The organism is Streptomyces ochraceiscleroticus, from assembly GCF_000720485.1.
In the GTDB taxonomy this organism is placed as follows: Bacteria; Actinomycetota; Actinomycetes; order Streptomycetales; family Streptomycetaceae; genus Streptomyces; species Streptomyces ochraceiscleroticus.
The window spans coordinates 40127-62316 of record NZ_JOAX01000036.1 but is presented as its reverse complement, the minus strand read 5'-3'; the positions used below and the strand labels follow the sequence as shown (position 1 = coordinate 62316).

Genomic DNA, 22190 nt, shown 5'->3' with positions numbered 1-22190 from the left:
GGTGGCGCGGTTGATGCCGTCGATCAGCGAGTGCCGGCAGCCGTACTTGTTGTCGAACTTCGACTTCGTCACGGCGTCATTCACGTTGATCGCCGGGAACAGGAGAGTGCCGTCGCGGTGCATCTCGTACAGACGGTGCACACCCGTCGTGGTCTCCTCGGTGACACCGCGGATCTCCGAGGCCAGCTCGGTCCACTTCTTCGGCGACTCGGCCAGGGTGCGGTTGAGCAGCTCCAGGATGGCGCGGTGCTCGTCGCTCTCGGCGGTGTCGACGGAGGGGGCCTTGCCGGCCTTCTCGTACTCGACGCCCTTGTGGACGAGGAGGGTGGCGTCACCGCCGTCGTCCAGGATCATGTTCGGGCCGCCGGTGGGCGAGTTCGGCCAGGTCAGGGCCTGCTCGGTGCACCACCAGTACTCCTCCAGCGTCTCGCCCTTCCAGGCGAAGACCGGGACGCCCTGGGGGTCGTCGGGGGTGCCGTTCGGGCCGACGGCGATGGCCGCGGCGGCGTGGTCCTGGGTGGAGAAGATGTTGCAGGACGCCCAGCGGACCTCGGCGCCGAGGGCGACCAGGGTCTCGATGAGGACGGCGGTCTGCACGGTCATGTGCAGCGAGCCGGTGACGCGGGCGCCGGCCAGCGGCTGGGCGGCGGCGTACTCCTTGCGGATCGCCATCAGACCGGGCATCTCGTGCTCGGCGAGGGTGATCTCCTTGCGGCCGAAGGCGGCCAGGGACAGGTCGGCGACCTTGAAGTCCTGACCGGTGGCTGCTGTCGTCATGTCGGGCTGCTCCCCGGAGGTCGGAGGGTGGTTGCGGTCGGCAGTCTGCGGCGCGGGCAGGCGGGGTGTACGGGCGGGTGTACGCGATGCGGTACGCCCGGCCCCGGACGTTCCTGTGATCGGTTACCCGATCGTCCGGACATGACCGTCGCCGGGGCGGACTGTCGCTCGGACGGGTCCGCCACCGGGACATACCTGTCCCCTGGCCGCAGCACGCAGTCCGTCGGAGGCCCTCTCTCCCTCGGCCGGTCCGCGGTACGGGCCGCCCGACCGCCATCAGCAGCGACGTCTGGCACTGGGCACGAATCTACACCGATCGGCCCAGTGAACCCCAGCCCCTCCCTGGCGGTGCGGCGCGTCACACATGGCGGGGCGGGGCGTTACGTACGACGGTCCGGGGCGTCGTCCCGGACGGCGATGCGGCACGTCGCGGAGTACGGCTGCGGGCGGCTTCGGCGCGGCTGCCCCGGGCGGGGAGCGGTGCGGGTACCGGGCGGTGCGGCGCGTCACACACGGCGGTCCGGGGCGTCGTCCCGTACGGCGGTGCGGCACGTCGCGGAGTACGGCCGCGGACGGCTTCGGCGCGGGCGCCCCGGGTGCGCGGGAGCGGCGCGGCTGCCCCGGATGGAGAACGGTGCGGCGACGACGGCCGGGAGGCCCAAGCCGGGAGGCCCAAGCCGGGAAGTGTGTCCCCAGCCGGGAGTTGCGGTCCCCAGTGGAGATGCGGTCCCCAGCGGAATGTGTCCCCGAGTGGTGGTGACGCGTGGGGGCTGTGTGGGTGGGTTGGAGGGGTGGGGTTCTTGTTGCAGGATGCGGGGTGCGCGGGAACACTTGCACGCTCTTGCGCGGCACATCGTGAGGAGAGAGACGTGACCAGCAGTTCAGCGGTGCCCTCCGAGGGCGCCGGACCCCCGGGTCCGGAGAGCGCAGGCCCCCGGGGCGCAGCGTCCGAAGGGGTCGCGAGCACCAAAACGAGCACCGGAACGACCACCGAGACGAGCACCGCAAAGGGCGGGCAGGGGCTGCGGCTGCTCGCGGTGACCGCCTGCCCGACGGGTATCGCCCATACGTACATGGCCGCCGAGAAGCTGGCGCAGGCCGCCGAGGCGCTCGGGCACGACATGAAGGTGGAGACGCAAGGGTCGATCGGGGCCGAGAACGTACTGTCTGACAACGATGTCAGGAACGCCGACGGCATCATCATCGCGGCGGACAAGGACGTCGACCGCAGCCGGTTCGTCGGCAAGCGCGTGGTCGTGGTCGGGGTCGCCGAGGGCATCCACCACCCCGAGGAGCTGATCGAGCGGGTAGGGAGCGCGCCCGTGTACGGCTCGGGCCCCGAAGGCGCCGCGGGAGCCGGAAGCGGTGCGGCCGGTACGGGCTCGGGGGCCGCGGGCACCGGTGCAGGCGGCAAGGAGCGCAGCGTCGCGTACAAAGCGCTGATGAACGGCGTCAGCTACATGATCCCGTTCGTCGTGGTGGGCGGGCTGCTCATCGCCGTCTCGCTGGCGCTGGGCGGGCATCCGCAGGCCGACGGTGGGCTCGTGATCCCCGACGGCTCGTTCTGGAAGCACGTCAACGACATCGGGACGATCGGCTTCACGCTGATGGTGCCGATCCTGTCCGGGTACATCGCGTACGCGATCGGGGACCGGCCCGCGCTGGTGCCGGGCATGATCGGCGGCTGGATCGCCAATACGGGCGCGCTGTACGACTCCAAGTCGGGCGCGGGCTTCATCGGGGCGATCGTCACCGGGTTCCTGGCCGGGTATCTGGTCCTGTGGATCAAGAAGGCCCGGGTACCGAAGTTCGTCCAGCCGATCATGCCGATCATCGTGATCCCGATCGTGGCCACGACGGCGCTGGGGCTGTTCTTCATCTATGTCATCGGGCAGCCGATCTCCTGGGTGTTCGAGCACCTGACGAGCTGGCTGGGCGGCCTGACGGGGTCGAGCGCGGCGCTGCTCGGCATCATCCTCGGGCTGATGATCGCGTTCGACATGGGCGGGCCGGTCAACAAGACGGCGTTCCTGTTCGGCGCGGGGCTGGTCTCCAAGAACCCCGAGATCATGGGCATGTGCGCGGCCGCCATTCCGGTGCCGCCGCTCGGCCAGGGCCTGGCGACGCTGCTGCGCCGCCGGCTCTACAACGACCAGGAGCGGGAGACCGGGCTCGCGGCGCTGTTCATGGGGTGCTTCGGCATCACGGAGGGCGCGATCCCGTTCGCGGCGGGACGGCCCGCCCGGGTCATCCCGTCCAACATGATCGGCGGCGCGGTGGCCGGTGCGCTGGCCGGCCTGGCCGGGGTGACCGACAACGTGCCGCACGGCGGGCCGATCGTCGCCGTGCTGGGCGCGGTCGGCGGCGTCGCGATGTTCTTCGTGGCCGTCGCGGCGGGCACGGTGGTCACCGCGCTGTGCACGGTGACGCTGGTGTCGATGGCGGAACGTCGTAGCGGTACGGAAGCGGAATCCCGTACGGAGATCGAACCGACCGCAGAGGCGGAGCAGCGTACGGAGGCGGTCGGCGTGAACAAGGCCGACGTGAGCAAGGCCGGCGCGACCGAGGCCCACGCCACCACGGCGGACGCCACCACGGCCGACGCCACCGCGACCAGTACGACCCAGGAAGCCCTCTCCGGCTACCTCACCCCCGCCACCGTCAAGGTCCGGCTCGATGCCACCGATAAGGAGGCGGTCATCCGGGAGATGGCCGCGCTGGCGGCCGGAACCGGGCGGGTCGCGGACGTGGACGAGCTGGTGCGGGTGGCGCTGGCGCGGGAGGCGCAGGGCACCACCGGGCTCGGCGAGGAGATCGCGATCCCGCACGCCAAGACGGACGCGGTCACCGCGCCGGTTGTCGCCTTCGCGCGATCCGCCGAGGGCATCGACTGGGAGTCGCTGGACGGCACGCTCGCGAAGCTGGTCTTCATGATCTCCGTACCGGAGGCCGCCGCGGGCGACGAGCATCTGCGCATCCTCGCGCTGCTCTCGCGGAAGCTGATGGACGCGGACTTCCGGGCGCGGCTGCAGGCGGCGCCGGACAGCGACGCGATCATGGGCGTACTCGCCGAGATCCAGTAGGCGAACGGCAGCAGAACCGAGCTCCAGTAGCCGAACGGCAGCAAACAAAAGCGGGCCCCGCACTCAGAACCACTGAGTGCGGGGCCCGCTTCACGAGAGCCTGGGGTCAGGCGCCCGTTTCACAAGAGCCCGAGATCAGACGCCCGCTACCGGGCTGCCCGAGGCCGCGGCCTCCGCGCTGTAGATGTCCGGCTCCAGGTAGATCACCCGGGCGATCGGGACCGCGGCGCGGATCCGGTCCTCGGCGGCGTTGATCGCGTCGGCGACCTCCGTGGCCGTGTCGTCGTGCTGGACCGCGATCTTCGCGGCGACCAGCAGCTCCTCCGGGCCGAGGTGGAGGGTGCGCATGTGGATGACGCGGGTGACGGTGTCGCCGTCGACGATGGCCGTGCGGATCTTGGCGACCTGGTCGGCGCCGGCCGCCTCGCCCAGCAGGAGCGACTTGGTCTCGGCGGCCAGTACCAGGGCGATCAGTACGAGCAGCGCGCCGATGCACATCGTGCCGATGCCGTCCCAGACCGCCTCACCGGTGATGAGGGTGAGGCAGACGCCGAGCAGCGCGAGGATCAGGCCGACCAGCGCCCCCAGGTCCTCCAGGAGGACGACCGGCAGCTCGGGGGCCTTGGCGCGGCGGACGAACTGGGGCCAGGACTGCTCGCCACGCAGCGAGTTGGACTCCTTGATGGCCGTGGTGAAGGAGAAGCCCTCGGCGACGATCGCGAAGACGAGGACGCCCACGGGCCAGTACCAGTGCTCCAGCTCGTGCGGGTGCTGGATCTTGTCCCAGCCCTCGTACAGCGCGAAGACGCCGCCGATGGTGAAGAGCACGATGGAGACGAGGAAGCCGTAGATGTACCGCTCGCGGCCGTAGCCGAAGGGGTGTTCGGCCGTCGCCTCGCGCTTGGCCTTCTTGCCGCCCAGGAGCAGCAGTCCCTGATTGCCCGAGTCGGCGATCGAGTGCACGCCCTCGGCCAGCATGGAGGACGAACCGCTGAAGGCGAACGCCACGAACTTCGCTGCGGCGATGGCCAGATTGGCGCCCAGCGCCGCGACGATGGCCTTGGTGCCACCTGATGCACTCATGAGTGCCGCATGTCCCTTCCGTCGACCGGGCTTTACCGCCCCTTTAAGCAATTGGAAAGGTCATTCTTGCAGCCCGCCCCGGGCGCCTGCATCAGGCCACCACTGTGGCACGGAAGAGCGTGCCCTCACCGTCGACGGTGATTTCCTCCCCGGCCGGGACGAACGCGGACTCACCGGGCGCGAGCGCCAGTTCCCGCCCCGCGGACGCCGCGCCGGGCGCGTCCCGCAGGACGACCGAGCCCGCCGTGCACAGCAGGACCTGCGGCGTACGGGCGTCCAGGGGCACCGCCGCCGAGCCGGGAGCCAGGACGTAGCGCGAGAGCCGGAACTCATCGATGGGCGTCTCGTAGACCTCCTCGCCCGAGGGGCCGGCCTCCGGGCGCAGCACTCCCGCGTCGCCCGCCTCGAAGCGGACGACGCGCAGCAGTTCGGGGACGTCCACGTGCTTCGGAGTGAGGCCGCAGCGCAGCACGTTGTCGGAGTTGGCCATCAGCTCGACGCCGAGGCCGTTGAGGTAGGCGTGCGGGATGCCGGCGCCCAGGAAGAGGGCCTCGCCGGGCTGCAGCGTCACGTAGTTGAGCAGCATGGCGGCGATCACGCCGGGGTCGCCCGGGTAGTGGTGGGCGATCGAGGCGTACGCGGCGTAGGACTCGGCGTGCGGGCCGCCGGCCTTGCCCAGGCGTTCGGCGTGCGCCGCCGCCTCGCCGACGGTCTCGGCCATGGCGTGCTTGTCGGCGGTGAGAACGGCGGTGAGGACCTCGCGGAGCGCGTCCTCCTCGGGCCCGGCGCGCAGGATGTCGACGTACGGCTTGAGGCTGTCGACGCCGAGTCCGGCGAGCAGTTCGGCGGCCTCCTCGGGGTGCCGGAAGCCGCACAGGCCGTCGAACGGCGTGAGCGCGCAGATCAGCTCGGGCTTGTGGTTGGCGTCCTTGTAGTTGCGGTGACCGGCGCTCAGCGGCACGCCGCGCCGCTCCTCGTCGGCGAAGCCCTCCTTGGCCTGCGCGAGGTCGGGGTGGACCTGGAGGGAGAGCGGGGAGCCGGCCGCGAGCAGCTTCAGCAGGAAGGGCAGCCGGGGACCGAAGGCGCGTACCGAGTCGGCGCCGAGCTCGTGGTCGGGGTCCTCGTCGATGATCTCGGCCAGGGACTGGGGGCCGAGGCCCCGGTCGACGCGGGACGGCGCGCCGGGGTGGGCGCCCATCCACATCTCCGCCTGCGGCTCACCGGTCGGCTCGACGCCGAGGAGGTAAGGGATCGCGGTCGTGGAACCCCAGGCGTAGGGGCGCACGGTGTTGGTGAGGCGGTCCATGGCGGGCGGGCTCCTGTGGTGATCAGTAGGGGTTGTGGGTGGCGACGGCGGAGCGGCGCCGCGGCGGTCCGCAGGGGCGCCGCGCACCGACCCGCCTCATGATCCCTCGGCTCCGGCGAGCGCCAGGTAAACCGCGGCGAAATCCGTGGTGGCCAGGAGCTGTGCGGCGTTCTCCAGGGGGCTGCCGTCGGTCTCCGCTTCCAGCTCGCTGACCGGTGTCTCCCGCTCCAGGGCCAGGTCACGGGCGGCGGGCGCGGCGGACAGCGGCCCCGGCGAGCCCTCCCGGAGCAGCAGCGCACGGGCGTGCAGCGCCCCGGGCTGCTCGACCCGGTCGCGGAAGAAATCGTCCGGATCCGCACCGGCCGCGAGGGCACCGGCGAGCAGCATGCCGTGCGCGGTGAGCGCTTCGGGGAGCTCGGCGGCGAGCGCGGGGCGGCCGGCGAGGCCGGTCAGTACGGCGGCGAAGTGCCGGCCGACGGCCCCGGCGACCAGGCCCTCGGTCCAGACCAGCGGGAGGCTGTCGGCGAGCTCGGCGGCGAGGGTCTTGGCCGGGTTGCTGTACGTGGCGATGGCCGGGCCGCAGTGCTCGGCGACCTGGTCGAGCCGGTCGGCGAGCCGGGCCAGCGCGTCGGCCGGGGCGTCGAGCAGGCCGATCCGGTCGGCGAGCGCGAGCAGCGGGGTGAGCAGCGACCAGAGGGTGCCGGGCGCGGCGGGCGGCGCTCCCTCGACGTCGAACTCGCCGTCGTACGAGGTGGTGGCGAGCGGTACGGCCAGGCCGTGGGCCTGCTCGATGGCGTCGGCGAGCGGGCTGCCGGCCGGGGTGACGCCCACGATGGAGCAGCCCCGGCGGTAGGCGTTCTCGACCAGCTCCGCCAGGCCCGCGTCGCCGCCGTCGGGGCCCGCGATGAGCAGCAGGTCCAGCGAGCCCGTCCAGCCCGGCAGGGCCCAGCGCAGCGCGCCCGGGACGGGGGCCACGCCGGTGGGCCGGAGCAGCGTCACCGGGCAGCTTCCGCCGCCGAGGGCGCCGAAGAGGTCGGCGACGCACGGAGCGGCGGGGCCGGGGCCCGCGACGAGGACCGTGCGGGGGCGGCCGTCGGGCGTGAGGTCCGGTATGCCCGCCTCGGCGGCGTTACGGGCCGCGGTGCGCACGCGGGCACCGGACTCGGCCACGGCACGCAGCAGGCCGTGCCGGTCCGCCTCGGCCAGGGCCTCGGGGGCGTCGAGGAGTGACTCGTCGAGCATGGTGTGCTGCCTTCCGGTCGCCGGGCTTGGCTGGGCGGAGCGGCGGGGCCGGCCTGGTGCGGGGCGCTCAGGCCGGTCGGCGGGCCTCGTCCACGAGGAGGACGGGGATGCCGTCGCGTACGGGGTAGGCGAGACCGCAGTCGCTGCCGGTGCACACCAGCTCGGCGGGGTCGTCCGAGGACTTGTCCGCCAGGGGGGCGTGGCACGCCGGGCAGGCGAGGATCTCAAGGAGGCTGGCTTCGACCGGCATGGAGGCGACCCCTTCAGGGTGATGTTGTGTTTCCCCTCGTCAGCGTACCGCCGGGTGGCGGTGAGGGATGCTTTTGGGCGGCCGGGCGGCGGTCTGCGAGCCGCCGCCGGCCGCCCTTCGGGGGAGGCTCGTGCGCGGCTATCCGCGCACGATGGCCAGAACCTCGTCCCGTACCCGCTCGAGCGTGGTCGCGTCCCGCGCCTCGACATTCAGGCGCAACAGCGGCTCGGTGTTGGAGGGGCGGACGTTGAACCACCAGTCGGCGGCGGTGACGGTGAGGCCGTCCAGCTCGTCCAGCTCCACGCCCGCGCGGCCCTGGTAGGCCGTCCTGATGGCGGCGAGCCGGCCGGCCTGGTCGTCGACGGTGCTGTTGATCTCGCCGGAGGCCGCGTACCGGTCGTACTGGGCGACCAGGCCCGACAGCGGGCCCTGCTGGCCGCCGAGCGCGGCCAGGACGTGCATGGCCGCGAGCATGCCGGTGTCGGCGTTCCAGAAGTCGCGGAAGTAGTAGTGCGCGGAGTGCTCGCCGCCGAAGATCGCGCCGGTCCTGGCCATCTCGGCCTTGATGAAGGAGTGCCCCACGCGGGTCCGGACGGGCTTGCCGCCGCTCTCCTTGACCACCTCGGGGACGGACCAGGAGGTGATGCAGTTGTGGATCACCGTGGAGCCGGGGTCCTTGGCCAGCTCACGGGAGGCGACCAGCGCGGTGATCGCGGACGGGGAGACCGGGTCGCCGTTCTCGTCGACGACGAAGCAGCGGTCCGCGTCGCCGTCGAAGGCCAGGCCGATATCGGCGCCGGTCTCCCGGACGCGGGCCTGGAGGTCGACGATGTTCTTCGGGTCCAGCGGGTTGGCCTCGTGATGCGGGAACGTGCCGTCCAGCTCGAAGTACATCGGGTCCAGCTCGATCGGCAGGCCCTCGAAGACGGTGGGGACGGTGTGGCCGCCCATGCCGTTGCCCGCGTCCACCACGACTTTCAGGGGGCGGATGCCGGAGAGGTCGACCAGGGAGCGCAGGTGTGCCGCGTAGTCGCCCAGCACGTCGCGCTGGGTGACGGAGCCGGTCTCGGCGACGGGCTCGGGCGCACCCTTCTCCCGCCACTCCTCGGCCAGCGCCCGGATCTCGGCGAGGCCGGTGTCCTGGCCGACCGGCGCCGCGCCGGCCCGGCACATCTTGATGCCGTTGTACTGGGCCGGATTGTGCGAGGCGGTGAACATCGCGCCCGGCAGGTCCAGCGCACCGCTCGCGTAGTACAGCTCGTCGGTGGAGCACAGCCCGATCTCGGTGACGTCGGCCCCGCGCGCGGCGGCGCCGCGGGCGAACGCGCGGACCAGGCCCGGCGAGGAGGGCCGCATGTCGTGCCCGATGACGATCGCTTCCGCCTCGGTGACCTGGGCGAACGCCGCACCGAACAGCTCGGCCAAGGTCTCGTCCCACTGGTCGGGAACCACGCCGCGCACGTCGTACGCCTTCACGATCTGCGACAGATCAGCCACAGCCACCCTCCTGAGGTTCTCTTCGGGAAACCCCAAGCTACCGGGAAGATCTGTGGACCCGCCGTGAACCATCGGTGAACAGCGGCCCGTACGGCGGCTTCCGGCCCGAAACCGACGGTCGGAGGCTGATCGGCGGGGCCGGGGACGCGGGCGCCGGACGCGGGCTCTCAGGGCAGCATCCAGCCCAGTACCGCCGTGCTCTGCGCCAGCACGATCAGGCACATCACGAGGAGGAGCAGCAGGCTCCAGGGGAGCACCTTGCGGAGCAGGTCGCCCTCGCGGCCCGCGAGGCCGACGGCGGCGCAGGCGATGGTGAGGTTCTGCGGGGAGATCATCTTGCCGAGGACTCCGCCGGAGCTGTTGGCCGCGGCGAGGAGTTCGGGCGACAGGCCGGACTGCTGGGCCGCGGTGACCTGGAGGGCGCCGAACAGGGCGTTCGCCGAGGTGTCGGAGCCGGAGACGGCGACGCCGAACCAGCCCAGTACGGGCGAGAGGAAGGCCAGCCCCGCGCCGGCCGCGGCGACGAAGTGGCCGATGGTGGCGGCCTGGCCCGAGAGGTTCATGACGTAGGCCAGGGCGAGGACGGACGTCACGGTCAGGATGGCGAAGCGCAGTTCGTGGACCGTGGCCAGCCACTCCTTCGCGGCGTCGCGCGCCCGTACGCCCAGGACGGCCGCGGTGATCAGACCCGCGAGGAGGACGAGCGTGCCGCCGGTGGCGACCAGCGGGAGCGTCAGGACGTTGCCGCCGACCGGTTTGCCGTCGGGCCCCGCGACGTCCAGCAGCGGCCAGTCGAAGGACCGGGTGGCGGCCGCCGCCCAGTCCTTGAACGGCGGTATCTGGGCGAGCGAGAAGATCACGATGATCAGGCCGTACGGGGCGTACGCGCGGACCGTCTCGCGGCGGCTGTCGCGCACGTCGAGGTCCTCGCTGCGGGCGCCGGTCAGGACGGCGGCGCGTACGGAGGTGGTGGCGGGGCGCCGGGCGGCGGGCACCGCGACCAGCGCGGCGGCGCCGATCAGCGCCGCGCCGATGTCGGCGAGCTGCGCCGAGACGTAGTTGGCGGCGGCGAACTGGGTGGCGGCGAAGGCGATGCCGCAGGCGAGCGCGGGCAGCCAGGTCTCACGCAGGCCGCGGCGGCCGTCCACGAGGGCGACGAGCAGCAGGGGGACGATCAGGGCGAGCAGCGGGGTCTGGCGGCCGACGACGGAGGCGACGGAGTCCAGCGGGAGGCCGGTGACCTGGGCGAGGGTGACGACGGGGGTGCCCATGGCGCCGAACGCGACGGGGGCGGTGTTGGCGACGAGCGCGACGACCGCCGCCTTGACGGGGTCGAAGCCGAGGGCGACGAGCATGACGGCGCTGATGGCGACCGGGGCGCCGAAGCCCGCGAGCGCCTCCAGGAGGGCGCCGAAGCAGAAGGCGATGACCAGGGCCTGGATGCGGGGGTCGTCGGAGAGCCGGGAGAAGGAGCGGCGGAGGACGTCGAAGTGCTGGGTGCGGACCGTCATCCGGTACACCCAAAGGGCGTTGACGACGATCCACATGATGGGAAAGAGCCCGAAGACGGCGCCCTGCACCGCGCTGGACAGCGCCTGCGTCACGGGCATCCCGGAGCCGATGCAGGCGGTGAGCAGGGCGACGGCGAGACCGATGAGGCCCGCGTGGTGGGCGCGCATCCGTACGGCGCCGAGCAGGACCAGGACGGTGATCAGGGGCAGCGCCGCGACGAGCGCGGACAGGGCGAGCGAATCGGCGATCGGCTGAAGCTGCTGGACGAACACTCCGGACATGCGGCCTCCCCGGCGGCGTGGCGGCTCCCCCGCTCCTTCCGGCATGCGGAAGGCGATCTCGCAGGAGTGGACGAATGGTCGTGTCCGCGCCAAGCCGGAGTCAATGGGCCGTCAGGAACTGTCCGAACAGTGCGTCATCAACTGACTGCCGATCAGAGGCGATCACGCGTCAGGAAGGAAGGCATCCAGGAACAGGAACGAAATGCGCCCCGGAAATGGCTGGAAACCGGCGCCCGTTGGGCTGTGGCGGCCCCAACACAGGCGCTCAGGAGGCCACAGGTGCTCTCAGGAGTCCGGGGAGCGGAGCACACGGAGATGACCGCGACGGGCGACCTCCATGGGGTCGACCTCACGGGGGCCTGCCGCCTCGGGACCGCCGACCGTACGTTCCTGCGGACGCGCCGCTTCCCGCACCGCGTTGGCGAGTGCTTCGAGGTCGTCACCGCTCGGCTGGACCGCGCCGGGATCGGCGGCCAGCCGGACGACCTCCCAGCCGCGCGGCGCGGTCAGGCGCTCGGAATGCTCGGCACACAGGTCGTAACAGTGGGGTTCCGCGTAGGTGGCGAGCGGGCCGAGCACAGCGGTCGAATCCGCATAGACGTACGTCAGCGTTGCGACGGCGGGACGGCCGCACGCAGTGCGCGAACAGCGACGTACAGGGCTCACGACGTTGGACGGTACCGCACTCTTGAGCGGGCCGCGACGACTCTCCACGACCTCACCCGGCCGTGTCGTCCCGGTTCGCCCGACCTGTCTGACCTGCGCACGCTCGGCCTGACCTGCGTCGAGAACCCGTTGCCGCCCGAGTGGGGGCGATGATTCCCCTCCGCACTCCAGTCAATTCGTGTCATTTCGCGTGCGTTACGCGAGCGTTCGGTGGTCACTTGGCCTCGGATGAACGAACGGAACAGAACTTGAACCGATCAGTGAGCGACATGAGGCGGACGGGGCAAGAGTTCGGCCGTCCCCGGCCCGCGGCGGCTACGCTCGTGATTGATGGACAGCCCCGTACCTCCCCCGGCCGGCGCCGGGGGCAACCCCAGCCCGACGGAGCCGCGTCCGCGCCGCCGCGACCGCCACGGCCGCGGGATGCGCGGCCCGATCGCGCCGCCCCAGGTGCCGCTCTCGGTGAGCCGTGCCGACGCCTTCGTGGACCTCGTGCACGACTCCGTGGAGCGCCTGGAGCGGCGCTGGCCGCAGCTCTCGGAGGTGGAGTTCTCGGTGCGCGAGGTGCCCCGGCTGGGGCCCGGCGGGGACGAGGGGCTCGCGGCGGACGAGGACACGGTGCCGCTGGGCAGGGTGCTGCCCTCGGAGGCCGGCCGCCGGGACCGGATCGTGGTCTACCGGCGCCCGGTGGAGATCCGTACGAAGAACCGCGAGGAGCGGGCGCTCCTCGTACACGAGGTCGTCGTCGAACAGGTCGCGGAGCTGCTGGGGCTGGCCCCGGAGTCGGTCGATCCCCGGTACGGGCAGGACTGACGGCCCGTAGGAGAGGCGCGCGCAGCAGGGGGATACGCGTACGGGGGCCGGCGGTTGATCGCCGGCCCCCGTAGTACGTACTTCCGTACCGTCAGTCGTTCAGCACCGACATGTTCCAGCCCGCCGTCGGCACCTCGACCGTGCCGCGGTCGTCCGGCAGGGTCTGGACGGTGAAGCTCTGGACGCCGCCGTGCGGCAGCGCGAGCGTGCGTGCCGCGTAGACCGGCGCGCCGCCCTTCTCCGGTTCCACAGTGAGCGCGTACGAGCCCTTGAGACCGTTCGGGCGGGGCGGCTCGACGGCGAGCGTGCTGCCGCCCTTGACCGTGTAGGTCTTGGAGACCGGGCTGCCGCCCTCGCTGCCCGCCGACGCGGTGACCTTCACCCGCGCGTCCTTGCCCTTCTCCGGGGCGACGAGGGAGAGCGTGCTGCCCTTGGCGCGGTTGTCGGCCGCGGTGGCGCGGTCGCCGACCGGCTTCGTCGCGGGGATGAACGCCATCTCCTGGTCCGCGCCCTTGCCGCGGGTGACCCGCAGCGCGGCGGCGACCGGCGCCTTGGAGCCCTCGGCCGGCGTGAGGAGCAGCGAGCCCGCCTCCCCCTTGGTGAGGTCCTTCAGGTCGACCGCGGTGGTCATGCCGCTCTTCAGGTGCAGCGTCTCCAGTCCGGCCGGCACGATCGAGCCGGTGGGCGTGGCGAGCTGCACCTTCAGGTCGGCGTCGGCGGAGCCGGGTGCGAGGGCGACCAGCCGTACGGAGGTGGCGTCGGCCGGGATGCCCGGCAGCACCAGCCCGGAGGCGCCGGTGGCCGGGTCGGCGGCGGCCGGCAGCCAGTCGCCGCCGGTCTTCTCGTCGCCGGCCTGCACGGCGGCGCCGACCCGGCCCTCACGGGCGGTGACGTGCAGCGCCACATTGGTGGAGCGGGTGTCGGAGAGCGTGGAGAGCAGTACCGGGACGCTGGAGTGCGGCGGTACCTGGATGTCCTCGCCGGACGCCGCCTTCAGGGGGCCGTCCTTGCCGTACAGCTTCAGGTCGACGACGGCGGCGGTGGCGTCGGGGTTGGTGAGGTGGACGTAGTCCTGGCGGTCCGGCGAGGTGCTGGCACCGGGGAACCAGAAGTCGGTGTCCGGCGCGGTGCAGGACGTGCCGAGCAGGCCGCGGCCGATGCCCGCGCCGACCTCGGTGGTCTGCTGGACGCTCCAGCCGGGCGCGAGGCCGCCGTCGGCGGCGCCGACGAGGGCGGGCGCGTCGGAGCGGTCGGTGGTCGCGGTGACCGGCGTGCCGGGGGCCTTCAGGGGCGCGACGGGCTTCGTGTCCGCCGCCTTCTTCTTGTCGTCCTTGCCGGGCGCGTCCTTCTTGCCGACGTCGTCCGCCCGGCCGTCCGCCGCGGGCACAAGGCTCGCACTGCCCTTGCCGGCCCCGGCGCCCTTGGGCGTGAAGGCGGTGTACGTCGTCTCGCCGACCTCCGAGGAGGTCGGGGCCGGGCACATCAGCGCGGAGCGCTGTACGGGCAGCCTGGCGGCCTTCGAGGCCGCGGGGTCCGCGTCGTCTCCGGGCGCCGCGACGGCGGCGACACCGGTGACGGCGGCGAGCGCGGCGACCACGCCGATCAGGGACATCGTGGTGCGGTTCACTGCTGGTCGCTCCCGTCGCGGCGGGGCTCGCGGTACGAGCCGTCGTGCGTGGTGCCGGCCCCGTCCTGGGGCATCCCGTCGTGGTGCATGCCCTCGTACCCCGTGCCGTCCCCGTAGGGCTGCTGCTGCCCGTAGCCGTACGGGTCGTACCCGCCGGCTCCGTATGCCTGCTGGGCGTACGGGTCGGGCTGGTACGGGTCGGCAGGCTGGTACTGCTGTCCGTACTGCGCGGCCTGGTACGGATCGGCCGGCTGTCCCCCCTGGCCGACCTGGCCGCTCTGGCCGCCCTGCCAGTCCTGGTACGGCGGCTGCTGCGGCATCTCGGGCACCGCCTGCTGCGGGATGCCCCGGTCGGCCGCGTACGGATCGGCTGCGTACGGGGCGCCGTGCGCGGCATACGGGTCGGCCTGGGCGGCGGCGTACGGGTCGGCCTGCTGAGCGGCCGCCCCGTAGGCCGCGGGGTCAGCGCCGTCCCGGGCGCCGGGCACCGCCGCCTCCGGGACGGGCTTCTGCGCTGCCGCCGCCCCCTGCGCGGCGCGCAGCCTACGGGCGCGGCGGCCCTCGCCCTCCACGGGCTGCGCGGGCACCGCAGCGAGGCCCTCCTCGGGCAGGTCGTCGTCGACGTCCCGGCGGCGGCCCGGCAGGGCCATGACCACCAGCACGACGGCGAGCAGGCCCTGCGCCGTCATCCAGAGGGTGTGGGTGAGCGGGCTCTCGTGGGTGAGGTCCAGCCGGCCGCCCGTGGCGGGCAGCTCGAAGCCCTGCGCCCAGCCGTCCACCGTGACCGGCTTCAGCGGCTTGCCGTCCAGCGTGGCCTGCCAGCCCTCGTCGGCGGCGTCCGCGATGCGCAGCACCCGCCCCTCGGGCCCGGCGGGCAGCTTCGTGTGCGCGTCGACCGGGTCGGCGGCGACCGGGACCGGCGCGGCGGCCGTACCGGCCTGCGGGGCGCCGCTCTTCGTACCGCTGACGAGGGAGACGCGGGAGACCCGGCGGTCCACCCTCCACAGGGCGCTGCCGTCCTCCTGGCTGAGCCGGGTCAGGCCGGGCGTCGCGTCCAGGGTGCGGCCCATCTCGCGCGGGGCGCCGTCCTTGACCAGGACGTAGCGGACGGCGTAGCCGCCGAGCTGATCGGTCTGGTCGGCGCCGGAGCCCGCGACGAGGTGGGCGACGATGTCGTTCAGACGGCTGTCCTCGCCGGCCTCGGCGGCGATGTCGGCGTCACCGAGGCGCGCGCCGGAGCCGCGCACCAGGGAGTACGCGACGTGCCCCGCGTCCCCGTCCAGCACGAGGGTGCGGGCGCGGTCGGCGGTGCCGGACTCCTCGGCGACGAACGCCGGGACCTGCTCGGGGTTGCGGCGCTCCACGGGGCCGGCGGCGCCGCCGAGCATCCAGCTCACCGCCGCCCACACGGGAGCCAGCGCGGCGGCCAGCGCGATCAGTACGGCCACCGGCTGCTTCCAGCCGAAGCCGAGGGCCGCCATGCGCGTCCGGATGCCCTCGGCACCGACCGCGGCGGCGCACAGCAGCGCCAGGCCGTAGACCAGTGCGGGCGGCCCGGCCCAGCCGGAACCGTTGGCCAGGCCCGCGAAGAGCAGCGCGACCAGGCCGGCGACCCAGGCGGTACGGATGGTGCGCTGCCGCTCGCCGCGCAGCAGCGCGCCCAGGGCGGCGAGCACGACGCCGAGCAGCAGGACGCTGCCGTACGCCTTGGGGCCGCCGGGGCTGAACCCGAGCAGGTCCAGCCAGGACGCGGCACCCGGCTTGTTGGCGAGCCCGGCCTCCAGGAAGAAGCGGGACGGCTCGGTCAGCAGCGACAGCGACCAGGGCGCGAGCACGACCATCGGGGAGACGACGACGGCGAGGAAGCGCAGCGCGTACGCCACGATCCTGTCGCGGTTGCCGTCGAGGAAGCGCAGCACCAGCAGGCCGATGCCGAGGAGTACCGCGATCGGCCAGACGATCGGGGTGAAGGCCGTGGTGAAGGTCAGCAGCAGCGCGTACGCCCAGGCGGCGCGGAAGCTGGGCCGCACGCCCGGCGCGAGCCGCAGCCCGCTCGCGGCGATCGCGGCGCGGGCCATCAGCGGCAGCAGGATGGCGAGGACGGCGGTGCCGATGCGGCCGCCGGCCAGCGCGCCGGTGGCGGCGGGCAGGAAGGCGTACGCCACGGCGGCCCAGGCCCGCAGCAGGCGCGAGGTGACCAGCGGCCGGGAGGCGAAGTACGCGGTCAGGCCGGCCAGCGGCACGGAGCAGACCAGCAGCAGGGTGACGGCGAAGCCGGTGCTGCCGAAGAAGACGCTCGCCACGAGGGCGAGGACCGCGAGGTAGGGCGGCGCCGAGGCGGTGGAGCCGATGCCGACGTCGTGCCAGCTGTGGAAGTAGCGCGCCCACAGGTCGGAGACCTCGCCGGGCGCGGGCAGCAGGGCGCCGCCGGTCAGCGCGCCGCCGCCGAGCAGGCCGCGGCAGGCGACCAGGGAGACGAGGAGCAGGACGACGAAGAGGACGGGTGCGGGCCGGCGGGCGATCCGCTTCAGGCGCGCGAACTGCTCGACCTCCAGGAAGTCCGCGTCGTCGCCGCCGGGACCGGACTCCACGGCGCCGTGCCGGCCGCCGGCGGAGGCGTCGGGCGCGGCACGCCCGGCGAAGTTGCTGGCGACCTGTTCGGCGGTGGCCCGCACGGTCGCGCCGGGCGGCGGGAAGAGCGGGCGCAGCTCGCTCGCCTCGACCGCCGGCTTCCCGCGGCTGCGCCGCGCGGCCATGATCTTGCCGGGCCGCAGCAGGGTGCCGAAGAGTCCGGCGAGTTCGTCCAGCGCCTGGCCCGGGACCTTGCCGACAAGGTAGGCGAGGACGCGCAGGAAGGTGCCGAGGACGAGGCGGAGCAGGACGTACGGCAGTATCGCGCCGCGGGTGTTGGCCAGCAGGGTGTAGACGGCACCGGCCTTGTCGACGCGGTGCGGGCCCGCGACGCTGCGGCCGACGCAGTCGATCGGCCGCCGCTCACGGGACGCCGCCTCGGCGTGCCGCAGTACCGCGTCCGGGGCGATGAGCACCTGGTGCCCGGCGGCCTGGGCGCGCCAGCACAGGTCCACGTCGTCGCGCATCAGCGGCAGCCGGCGGTCGAATCCGCCGAGCTGTTCGTAGACGTCGCGGCGGATGAGCATGCCGGCGGTGGAGACGGAGAGCACCGAGCGCACCTGGTCGTGCTGGCCCTGGTCCTGTTCGCGGCGGTCCAGGCCGGTCCAACGGCGGCCGGAGCGGGCGATGCTGACGCCGGCTTCGAGGAGCTGCCTGCGGTCGTACCAACTGCGCAGCTTGGGGCCGACGATCACGGTGGAGGGGCTGGCGTCGGCGACGCGCAGCAGTTCGGCGAGCGCGTCGGGGGCCGGCGCGCAGTCGTCGTGCAGCAGCCAGAGCCACTGCACGGGCTCGCCGTGCGGCAGGTCCGGCATGTCGTACGCCTCGTCGCGCCAGGTCCTGGTGACCGGGTCCCAGCCGCTGGGGCGCTTGAGGTACGGCAGGTCGTCGGGGGTGAGCACCGGCGCGGCGCGGACCGCCTCGTCGACGGCGGTGCCGAAGCCGGAGCGGCGGGCGAGGTGCAGCACCCGCTCGTCGCCGAGGGCTTCGGTCAGCAGCCGGGCGGAGTCGTCCGCGCTGCCGGTGTCGGCGCCGATGACGTTCTGCACCGGGCGCTCCTGGCCGAGCAGGCCGTCGAGCGCGTCGGGCAGCCAGCGCGCGCCGTCGTGCGAGACGATCACGGCGGTGACGACATGCCGCGGGAACTGGGGCGCGGCGGCTTCGTATGAGGCGGCCTGGGCCGCCGACTGGCTGTGCACGGACATCGAGGTACGGGCCCTCCGGACCCGGGGCTGCCGTCTCCCGCGGCGGACGGGCCGCTGCGGGGTGTGGCCCCCGGAAGACACTGCGATGGACTGCGATGGACTGCGCTGGACGCGCGCTCACCATGCGGGTGTTGGTGCGTCTCGGACGGAGCCCCACACTAATGGTTCACGCGGGCGCGTCTGCCGGGTCCGTACGGGGTGCCCTCCTGGCTGCGGAAACAGCACTCCGCCCCCGGCTGTGATGCCGGGGGCGGAGTGGGTGCTCGCCGTTTTCCGCGGTGGCGGTGCCGGTCGCTCGACCGGCGTGCGTGCGCTGTGCGAAGCGGTACCGGGCGTCTGCCGCCGGGACCGCCGTCGTCGGGCTTCAGACCGCGGCCTTCTTCAGCCGGCGCCGCTCGCGCTCGGACAGACCGCCCCAGATACCGAAGCGTTCGTCATTGGCAAGAGCGTATTCAAGACATTCGGAGCGGACCTCACAGGCGAGGCAGACCTTCTTCGCCTCGCGGGTGGAGCCGCCCTTTTCCGGGAAGAAGGACTCGGGATCGGTCTGTGCGCACAACGCGCGCTCCTGCCAGCCGAGCTCCTCGTCCGCCTCCTCGACCAGCAATTCTTCGAACAGCTCGGTCATGTGCGCCCCTCGTCTGTCATTGCGTCCCCGTGATGTTGCCGTTACCGATGACGGCTGAACGACACGAGTGAAATTACAAGTGTGCCGATCCGGGCCAGTCAAGCCGAGATCTGCTATTGGGCCCCTTATTCACTCTGCGGAACCAAGGGTATGCGGTAAGTGTTCAAATCGGCAAAAACCAGGACAAACATTCGCCTCACTCGCCCCGCACCCCCCTTCTTCCCCTGAAGGACTCAACGGACAGCGATCACGTTGCACTCCAGCACCAGAAGCGGGCTTGATCACATTCAGATCACGGAACCGCAACGGCGTTTGGCGACGCAACTGATGGGCCACCTCTCCCACCCATCGGGTGCACAAACCTTTCGTCGACCGCAGTTAACCGGATGAGGTGAAACATTTGCCACAAACACGACATCCGGTTGACACGGCCGCCAAGTACCCGCTCTCCTTGTTTCCATGCCAGTGACGCCCGCGCCCCGCCTGACCCGTTCCTACGGGTCCCGCTGCGCTGCCCAGGCTCGCTGTCGCTGTTGCAGCTGTTGACGCTTCCGAGCTCCAGCTTTCTCCTTCCGCACCACTGCTGAGTGCCGCCGGGCGCCGTACGGCGCGCCGCGCCGCACCCCGTTCTCTGCGCAGCCCGCTCTCTTCCGAGCTCTTCTTCTTCCGAGGAACCAGAAGTCCATGAACAGCGACAGTGACCTCCAGATCGCCGGCGACATCTTCGAGGTCAGCCATCTCCTCCAGCCCGCACGCGAGCACCCCGCGACCGTGGCCGAATTCGCCGGGCTCGCCCGTTCGATCGCCGCCGACCGCGCCCAGTGGTCCCACCTGATCGAGTACGACGCCACCACCCGCTGGTACCACCGCCTGCGTACGGGGCCCGGCTATGAGGTCTGGCTGCTGAGCTGGCTGCCCGGCCAGGGCAGCGGCCGTCACGACCACGGCCCGTCCTCCGGTGTACTGACCGTCCTGGACGGCGAGTTGACCGAACACAGCCCGAGCGGCAGCCGCGGGCTGACGCCCGGCGCACAGCGAGTCTTCGCGCCCGGCTACGTCCACGAGGTCACCAACGACGCGCTCACGCCCGCCGTCAGCCTGCACATCTACTTCCCGGGGCTGACGGACATGCCGATGCACAGCTCGCAGTGCTCGCCCGCTACCCACAAGGCAGCCGCCTCCTGAGATGCTGAGGCCATGCGCATTGTGGTTCTCGCCGGCGGCATCGGCGGCGCCCGCTTTCTGCGGGGACTGAAAGCAGCGGCTCCGGACGCGGACATCACGGTCATCGGCAACACCGGTGACGACATCCATCTGTTCGGGCTGAAGGTCTGCCCCGACCTGGACACCGTGATGTACACGCTCGGCGGCGGCATCAACGAGGAACAGGGCTGGGGGCGTACGGACGAGACCTTCCGCGTGAAGGAGGAGCTCGCGGCGTACGGCGTGGGGCCGGAGTGGTTCGGGCTCGGCGACCGGGACTTCGCGACACACATCGTCCGGACGCAGATGATGGGCGCCGGTTACCCGCTCAGCGCGGTGACCGAGGCGCTCTGCGATCGCTGGCAGCCCGGCGTCCGGCTGCTCCCGATGACCGACGACCGGGTCGAGACCCACGTCGCCATCGAGGAGGACGGCGAGAAGAAAGCCGTGCACTTCCAGGAGTACTGGGTCCGGCTGCGCGCCTCCGTACCGGCGCAGGCCGTCGTCCCGGTCGGCGCCGAGCAGGCCAAGCCCGCGCCCGGCGTGCTGGAGGCCATCGGCGCCGCCGACGTGATCCTCTTCCCGCCGTCCAACCCGGTCGTCAGCGTCGGCACGATCCTGGCGATCCCCGGCATCCGTGAGGCGATCGCGGAGGCCGGCGCGCCGGTCGTCGGCCTCTCCCCCATCGTCGGCGACGCGCCCGTGCGCGGCATGGCCGACAAGGTGCTGGCCGCGGTCGGCGTGGAGTCGACGGCCGCGGCCGTGGCCGCGCACTACGGAGCGGGGCTGCTGGACGGCTGGCTGGTGGACACGGTCGACGCGGACAAGACCGCCGAGGTGGAGGCCGCCGGCATCCGCTGCCGCGCGGTGCCGCTGATGATGACCGATATCGAGGCGACCGCCGCGATGGCCCGCGAGGCGCTGACGCTCGCCGAAGAGGTACGGGCGTGACCGCCGGACCGCAGGACGCGACCGCGGCCCCGCGCGCCCCGTACGACGCGCCCGCCGAGGAGGCACCCTCGTACCGCGTCTGGGCGCTGCCCGGCATGCCCGAGGTGCGTCCCGGCGACGACCTCGCCAAGCTGATCGCCGCCGCGGCCACCGGGGCCGGGATGCCGGGGCTGGCCGACGGCGACGTGCTGCTGGTCACCTCGAAGATCGTCAGCAAGGCCGAGGACCGGATCATGGAAGCGGCGGACCGCGAGGCCGCCATAGACCGGGAGACCGTACGGGTCGTGGCGCGGCGCGGCACGCTGCGCATCGTCGAGAACCGCAACGGCCTGGTCATGGCCGCCGCCGGGGTAGACGCCTCGAACACCGCGCAGGGCACGGTCCTGCTGCTGCCCGAGGACCCCGACGCCTCGGCCCGGGCGATCCGGGCCGGGCTGCGCGAGACGCTCGGCGTGGACGTCGGCGTGATCGTCACCGACACCTTCGGGCGGCCCTGGCGCAGCGGCCTGACCGACGTCGCCATCGGCGCGGCCGGCGTGCGGGTCCTGGAGGACCTGCGCGGCAGCACCGACAGCCACGGCAATCCGCTCGGCGTCACGGTCGTCGCCACGGCCGACGAGCTGGCGAGCGCGGGCGACCTGGTCAAGGGCAAGGCGGGCGGGCTGCCGGTCGCGGTGGTCCGCGGGCTGCCGCACGCGCTGACGTCCTCTCAGGTGGGCTCGGAGGGCTCGGAGGGTACGGACGATGTCGGCGCGCGGGCGCTGGTGCGCTCGGCCGCCGATGACATGTTCCGGCTCGGCACCTCCGAGGCCGTACGGGAAGCGGTGACGCTGCGGCGAACGGTGCGGGAGTTCACGGACGACCCGGTGGACGGCGGCGCCGTACGGCGCGCGGTCGCGGCGGCCGTGACCGCGCCCGCGCCGCACCACACCACTCCGTGGCGCTTCGTCCTGCTGGAGTCCGAGGAGTCCAGGACCCGGCTGCTGGACGCGATGCGGGACGCGTGGCTCGCGGATCTGCGCGGCGACGGGAAGTCCGAGGAGTCGGTCGCGAAGCGGGTGCGGCGCGGGGATGTGCTGCGGAACGCGCCGTACCTGGCGGTGCCGTGTCTCGTCATGGACGGGGCGCACACGTACGCGGGGCCGGACGCGGCGGCCGACGCCCGGCGGAACGCCGCCGAGCGGGAGATGTTCGTGGTCGCGGCGGGAGCCGGGGTGCAGAACTTTCTCGTGGCGCTGGCCGGGGAGCGGCTGGGGTCGGCGTGGGTGTCCTCGACGATGTTCTGCCGGGACGTGGTGCGGGAGGCGCTGGGGCTGCCGGACGGGTGGGATCCGATGGGGGCCGTGGCCATCGGTCGCCCGGCGGGTGTGCCGAAGCCTCGGCCGGCTCGGGAGGCTGCGGACTTCTTGGTGGTGCGGTAGGCGCCTTCGGCGGG

Annotated in this window: 16 protein-coding genes; 5 read left to right on the top strand and 11 right to left on the bottom strand. The window is 72.8% G+C overall.

What is annotated here, in order from left to right:
- On the bottom strand, positions 1 to 777 hold a 777-nt coding region (locus IG84_RS0133210), incomplete at its 3' end, for an adenosylhomocysteinase (protein WP_031065684.1).
- Between the two features lie 1073 nt (positions 778 to 1850).
- Between IG84_RS0133210 and IG84_RS0133205 the strand changes: the two genes are divergently transcribed.
- On the top strand, positions 1851 to 3860 hold the full coding sequence (locus IG84_RS0133205; protein WP_382467553.1) for a fructose-specific PTS transporter subunit EIIC: 2010 nt from the start codon (positions 1851 to 1853) through the stop codon (positions 3858 to 3860).
- A 135-nt stretch (positions 3861 to 3995) separates the two neighbouring features.
- On the opposite strand, the gene IG84_RS0133200 is transcribed toward IG84_RS0133205, so the two are convergent.
- The 7 genes from IG84_RS0133200 to IG84_RS0133170 form a co-directional block, all read right to left on the bottom strand.
- Positions 3996 to 4943, bottom strand: a complete 948-nt coding sequence (locus IG84_RS0133200; RefSeq protein ID WP_031065680.1) for a cation diffusion facilitator family transporter — start codon at positions 4941 to 4943, stop codon at positions 3996 to 3998.
- Between the two features lie 91 nt (positions 4944 to 5034).
- Positions 5035 to 6249: a mannose-6-phosphate isomerase, class I gene (gene manA / locus IG84_RS0133195; RefSeq protein WP_031065678.1), complete on the bottom strand. Its 1215-nt coding sequence runs from the start codon at positions 6247 to 6249 to the stop codon at positions 5035 to 5037.
- 96 nt (positions 6250 to 6345) lie between these two features.
- Positions 6346 to 7491 (bottom strand): SIS domain-containing protein, encoded by a 1146-nt coding sequence (locus tag IG84_RS0133190; protein ID WP_031065676.1) that lies wholly within the window; start codon positions 7489 to 7491, stop codon positions 6346 to 6348.
- Positions 7492 to 7558: 67 nt separating this feature from the next.
- Positions 7559 to 7741 carry a Trm112 family protein gene (locus tag IG84_RS0133185; protein ID WP_030266038.1) on the bottom strand — a complete coding sequence of 61 codons (183 nt, stop codon included), beginning with the start codon at positions 7739 to 7741 and terminating at the stop codon, positions 7559 to 7561.
- 138 nt (positions 7742 to 7879) lie between these two features.
- On the bottom strand, positions 7880 to 9238 hold the full coding sequence (locus IG84_RS0133180) for a phosphomannomutase/phosphoglucomutase (protein ID WP_031065674.1): 1359 nt from the start codon (positions 9236 to 9238) through the stop codon (positions 7880 to 7882).
- Positions 9239 to 9405: 167 nt separating this feature from the next.
- Positions 9406 to 11022, bottom strand: a complete 1617-nt coding sequence (locus IG84_RS0133175; RefSeq protein WP_031065672.1) for an L-lactate permease — start codon at positions 11020 to 11022, stop codon at positions 9406 to 9408.
- A gap of 294 nt (positions 11023 to 11316) precedes the next feature.
- On the bottom strand, positions 11317 to 11745 hold the full coding sequence (locus IG84_RS0133170) for a DUF3499 domain-containing protein (RefSeq protein ID WP_078649718.1): 429 nt from the start codon (positions 11743 to 11745) through the stop codon (positions 11317 to 11319).
- Positions 11746 to 12027: 282 nt separating this feature from the next.
- On the opposite strand from IG84_RS0133170, the gene IG84_RS0133165 reads away from it, so the two are divergent.
- Positions 12028 to 12510 carry a metallopeptidase family protein gene (locus IG84_RS0133165; protein ID WP_031065668.1) on the top strand — a complete coding sequence of 161 codons (483 nt, stop codon included), beginning with the start codon at positions 12028 to 12030 and terminating at the stop codon, positions 12508 to 12510.
- 91 nt (positions 12511 to 12601) lie between these two features.
- On the opposite strand, the gene IG84_RS0133160 is transcribed toward IG84_RS0133165, so the two are convergent.
- The 3 genes from IG84_RS0133160 to IG84_RS0133150 all read right to left on the bottom strand — a co-directional run bounded on the left by IG84_RS0133160 (position 12602) and on the right by IG84_RS0133150 (position 18601).
- The gene (locus IG84_RS0133160; protein WP_031065665.1) at positions 12602 to 14137 is read right to left on the bottom strand and encodes a DUF5719 family protein; all 1536 of its coding nucleotides are present in this window, start codon (positions 14135 to 14137) and stop codon (positions 12602 to 12604) included.
- Positions 14134 to 17973, bottom strand: coding sequence for a glycosyltransferase family 2 protein (locus tag IG84_RS0133155; RefSeq protein WP_031065664.1), 3840 nt, complete (start codon positions 17971 to 17973; stop codon positions 14134 to 14136). The genes IG84_RS0133160 and IG84_RS0133155 overlap by 4 nt, the downstream gene beginning before the upstream one ends.
- A gap of 364 nt (positions 17974 to 18337) precedes the next feature.
- On the bottom strand, positions 18338 to 18601 hold the full coding sequence (locus tag IG84_RS0133150) for a WhiB family transcriptional regulator (protein ID WP_030266018.1): 264 nt from the start codon (positions 18599 to 18601) through the stop codon (positions 18338 to 18340).
- Positions 18602 to 19285: 684 nt separating this feature from the next.
- Between IG84_RS0133150 and IG84_RS0133145 the strand changes: the two genes are divergently transcribed.
- Genes IG84_RS0133145 through IG84_RS0133135 form a run of 3 tightly spaced genes read left to right on the top strand, consistent with a single transcriptional unit; the run spans position 19286 to position 22176 of the window.
- Positions 19286 to 19786, top strand: coding sequence for a cysteine dioxygenase (locus IG84_RS0133145; RefSeq protein WP_031065662.1), 501 nt, complete (start codon positions 19286 to 19288; stop codon positions 19784 to 19786).
- 12 nt (positions 19787 to 19798) lie between these two features.
- Positions 19799 to 20755 (top strand): 2-phospho-L-lactate transferase, encoded by a 957-nt coding sequence (gene cofD / locus IG84_RS0133140; protein WP_031065659.1) that lies wholly within the window; start codon positions 19799 to 19801, stop codon positions 20753 to 20755.
- On the top strand, positions 20752 to 22176 hold the full coding sequence (locus tag IG84_RS0133135) for a coenzyme F420-0:L-glutamate ligase (protein ID WP_051862744.1): 1425 nt from the start codon (positions 20752 to 20754) through the stop codon (positions 22174 to 22176). The genes cofD and IG84_RS0133135 overlap by 4 nt, the downstream gene beginning before the upstream one ends.
- Positions 22177 to 22190 lie beyond the last annotated feature (14 nt).

Excerpts from the sequence above, each read along its gene's own strand:
- IG84_RS0133205 (WP_382467553.1), top strand. The coding sequence starts at position 1,851 with ATGGCCGCCGAGAAGCTGGCGCAGGCCGCCGAGGCGCTCGGGCACGAC.
- IG84_RS0133200 (WP_031065680.1), bottom strand. The coding sequence starts at position 4,943 with ATGAGTGCATCAGGTGGCACCAAGGCCATCGTCGCGGCGCTGGGCGCC.
- manA (WP_031065678.1), bottom strand. The coding sequence starts at position 6,249 with ATGGACCGCCTCACCAACACCGTGCGCCCCTACGCCTGGGGTTCCACG.
- IG84_RS0133190 (WP_031065676.1), bottom strand. The coding sequence starts at position 7,491 with ATGCTCGACGAGTCACTCCTCGACGCCCCCGAGGCCCTGGCCGAGGCG.
- IG84_RS0133185 (WP_030266038.1), bottom strand. The coding sequence starts at position 7,741 with ATGCCGGTCGAAGCCAGCCTCCTTGAGATCCTCGCCTGCCCGGCGTGC.
- IG84_RS0133165 (WP_031065668.1), top strand. The coding sequence starts at position 12,028 with ATGGACAGCCCCGTACCTCCCCCGGCCGGCGCCGGGGGCAACCCCAGC.
- IG84_RS0133155 (WP_031065664.1), bottom strand. The coding sequence starts at position 17,973 with ATGTCCGTGCACAGCCAGTCGGCGGCCCAGGCCGCCTCATACGAAGCC.
- IG84_RS0133150 (WP_030266018.1), bottom strand. The coding sequence starts at position 18,601 with ATGACCGAGCTGTTCGAAGAATTGCTGGTCGAGGAGGCGGACGAGGAG.
- IG84_RS0133145 (WP_031065662.1), top strand. The coding sequence starts at position 19,286 with ATGAACAGCGACAGTGACCTCCAGATCGCCGGCGACATCTTCGAGGTC.
- cofD (WP_031065659.1), top strand. The coding sequence starts at position 19,799 with ATGCGCATTGTGGTTCTCGCCGGCGGCATCGGCGGCGCCCGCTTTCTG.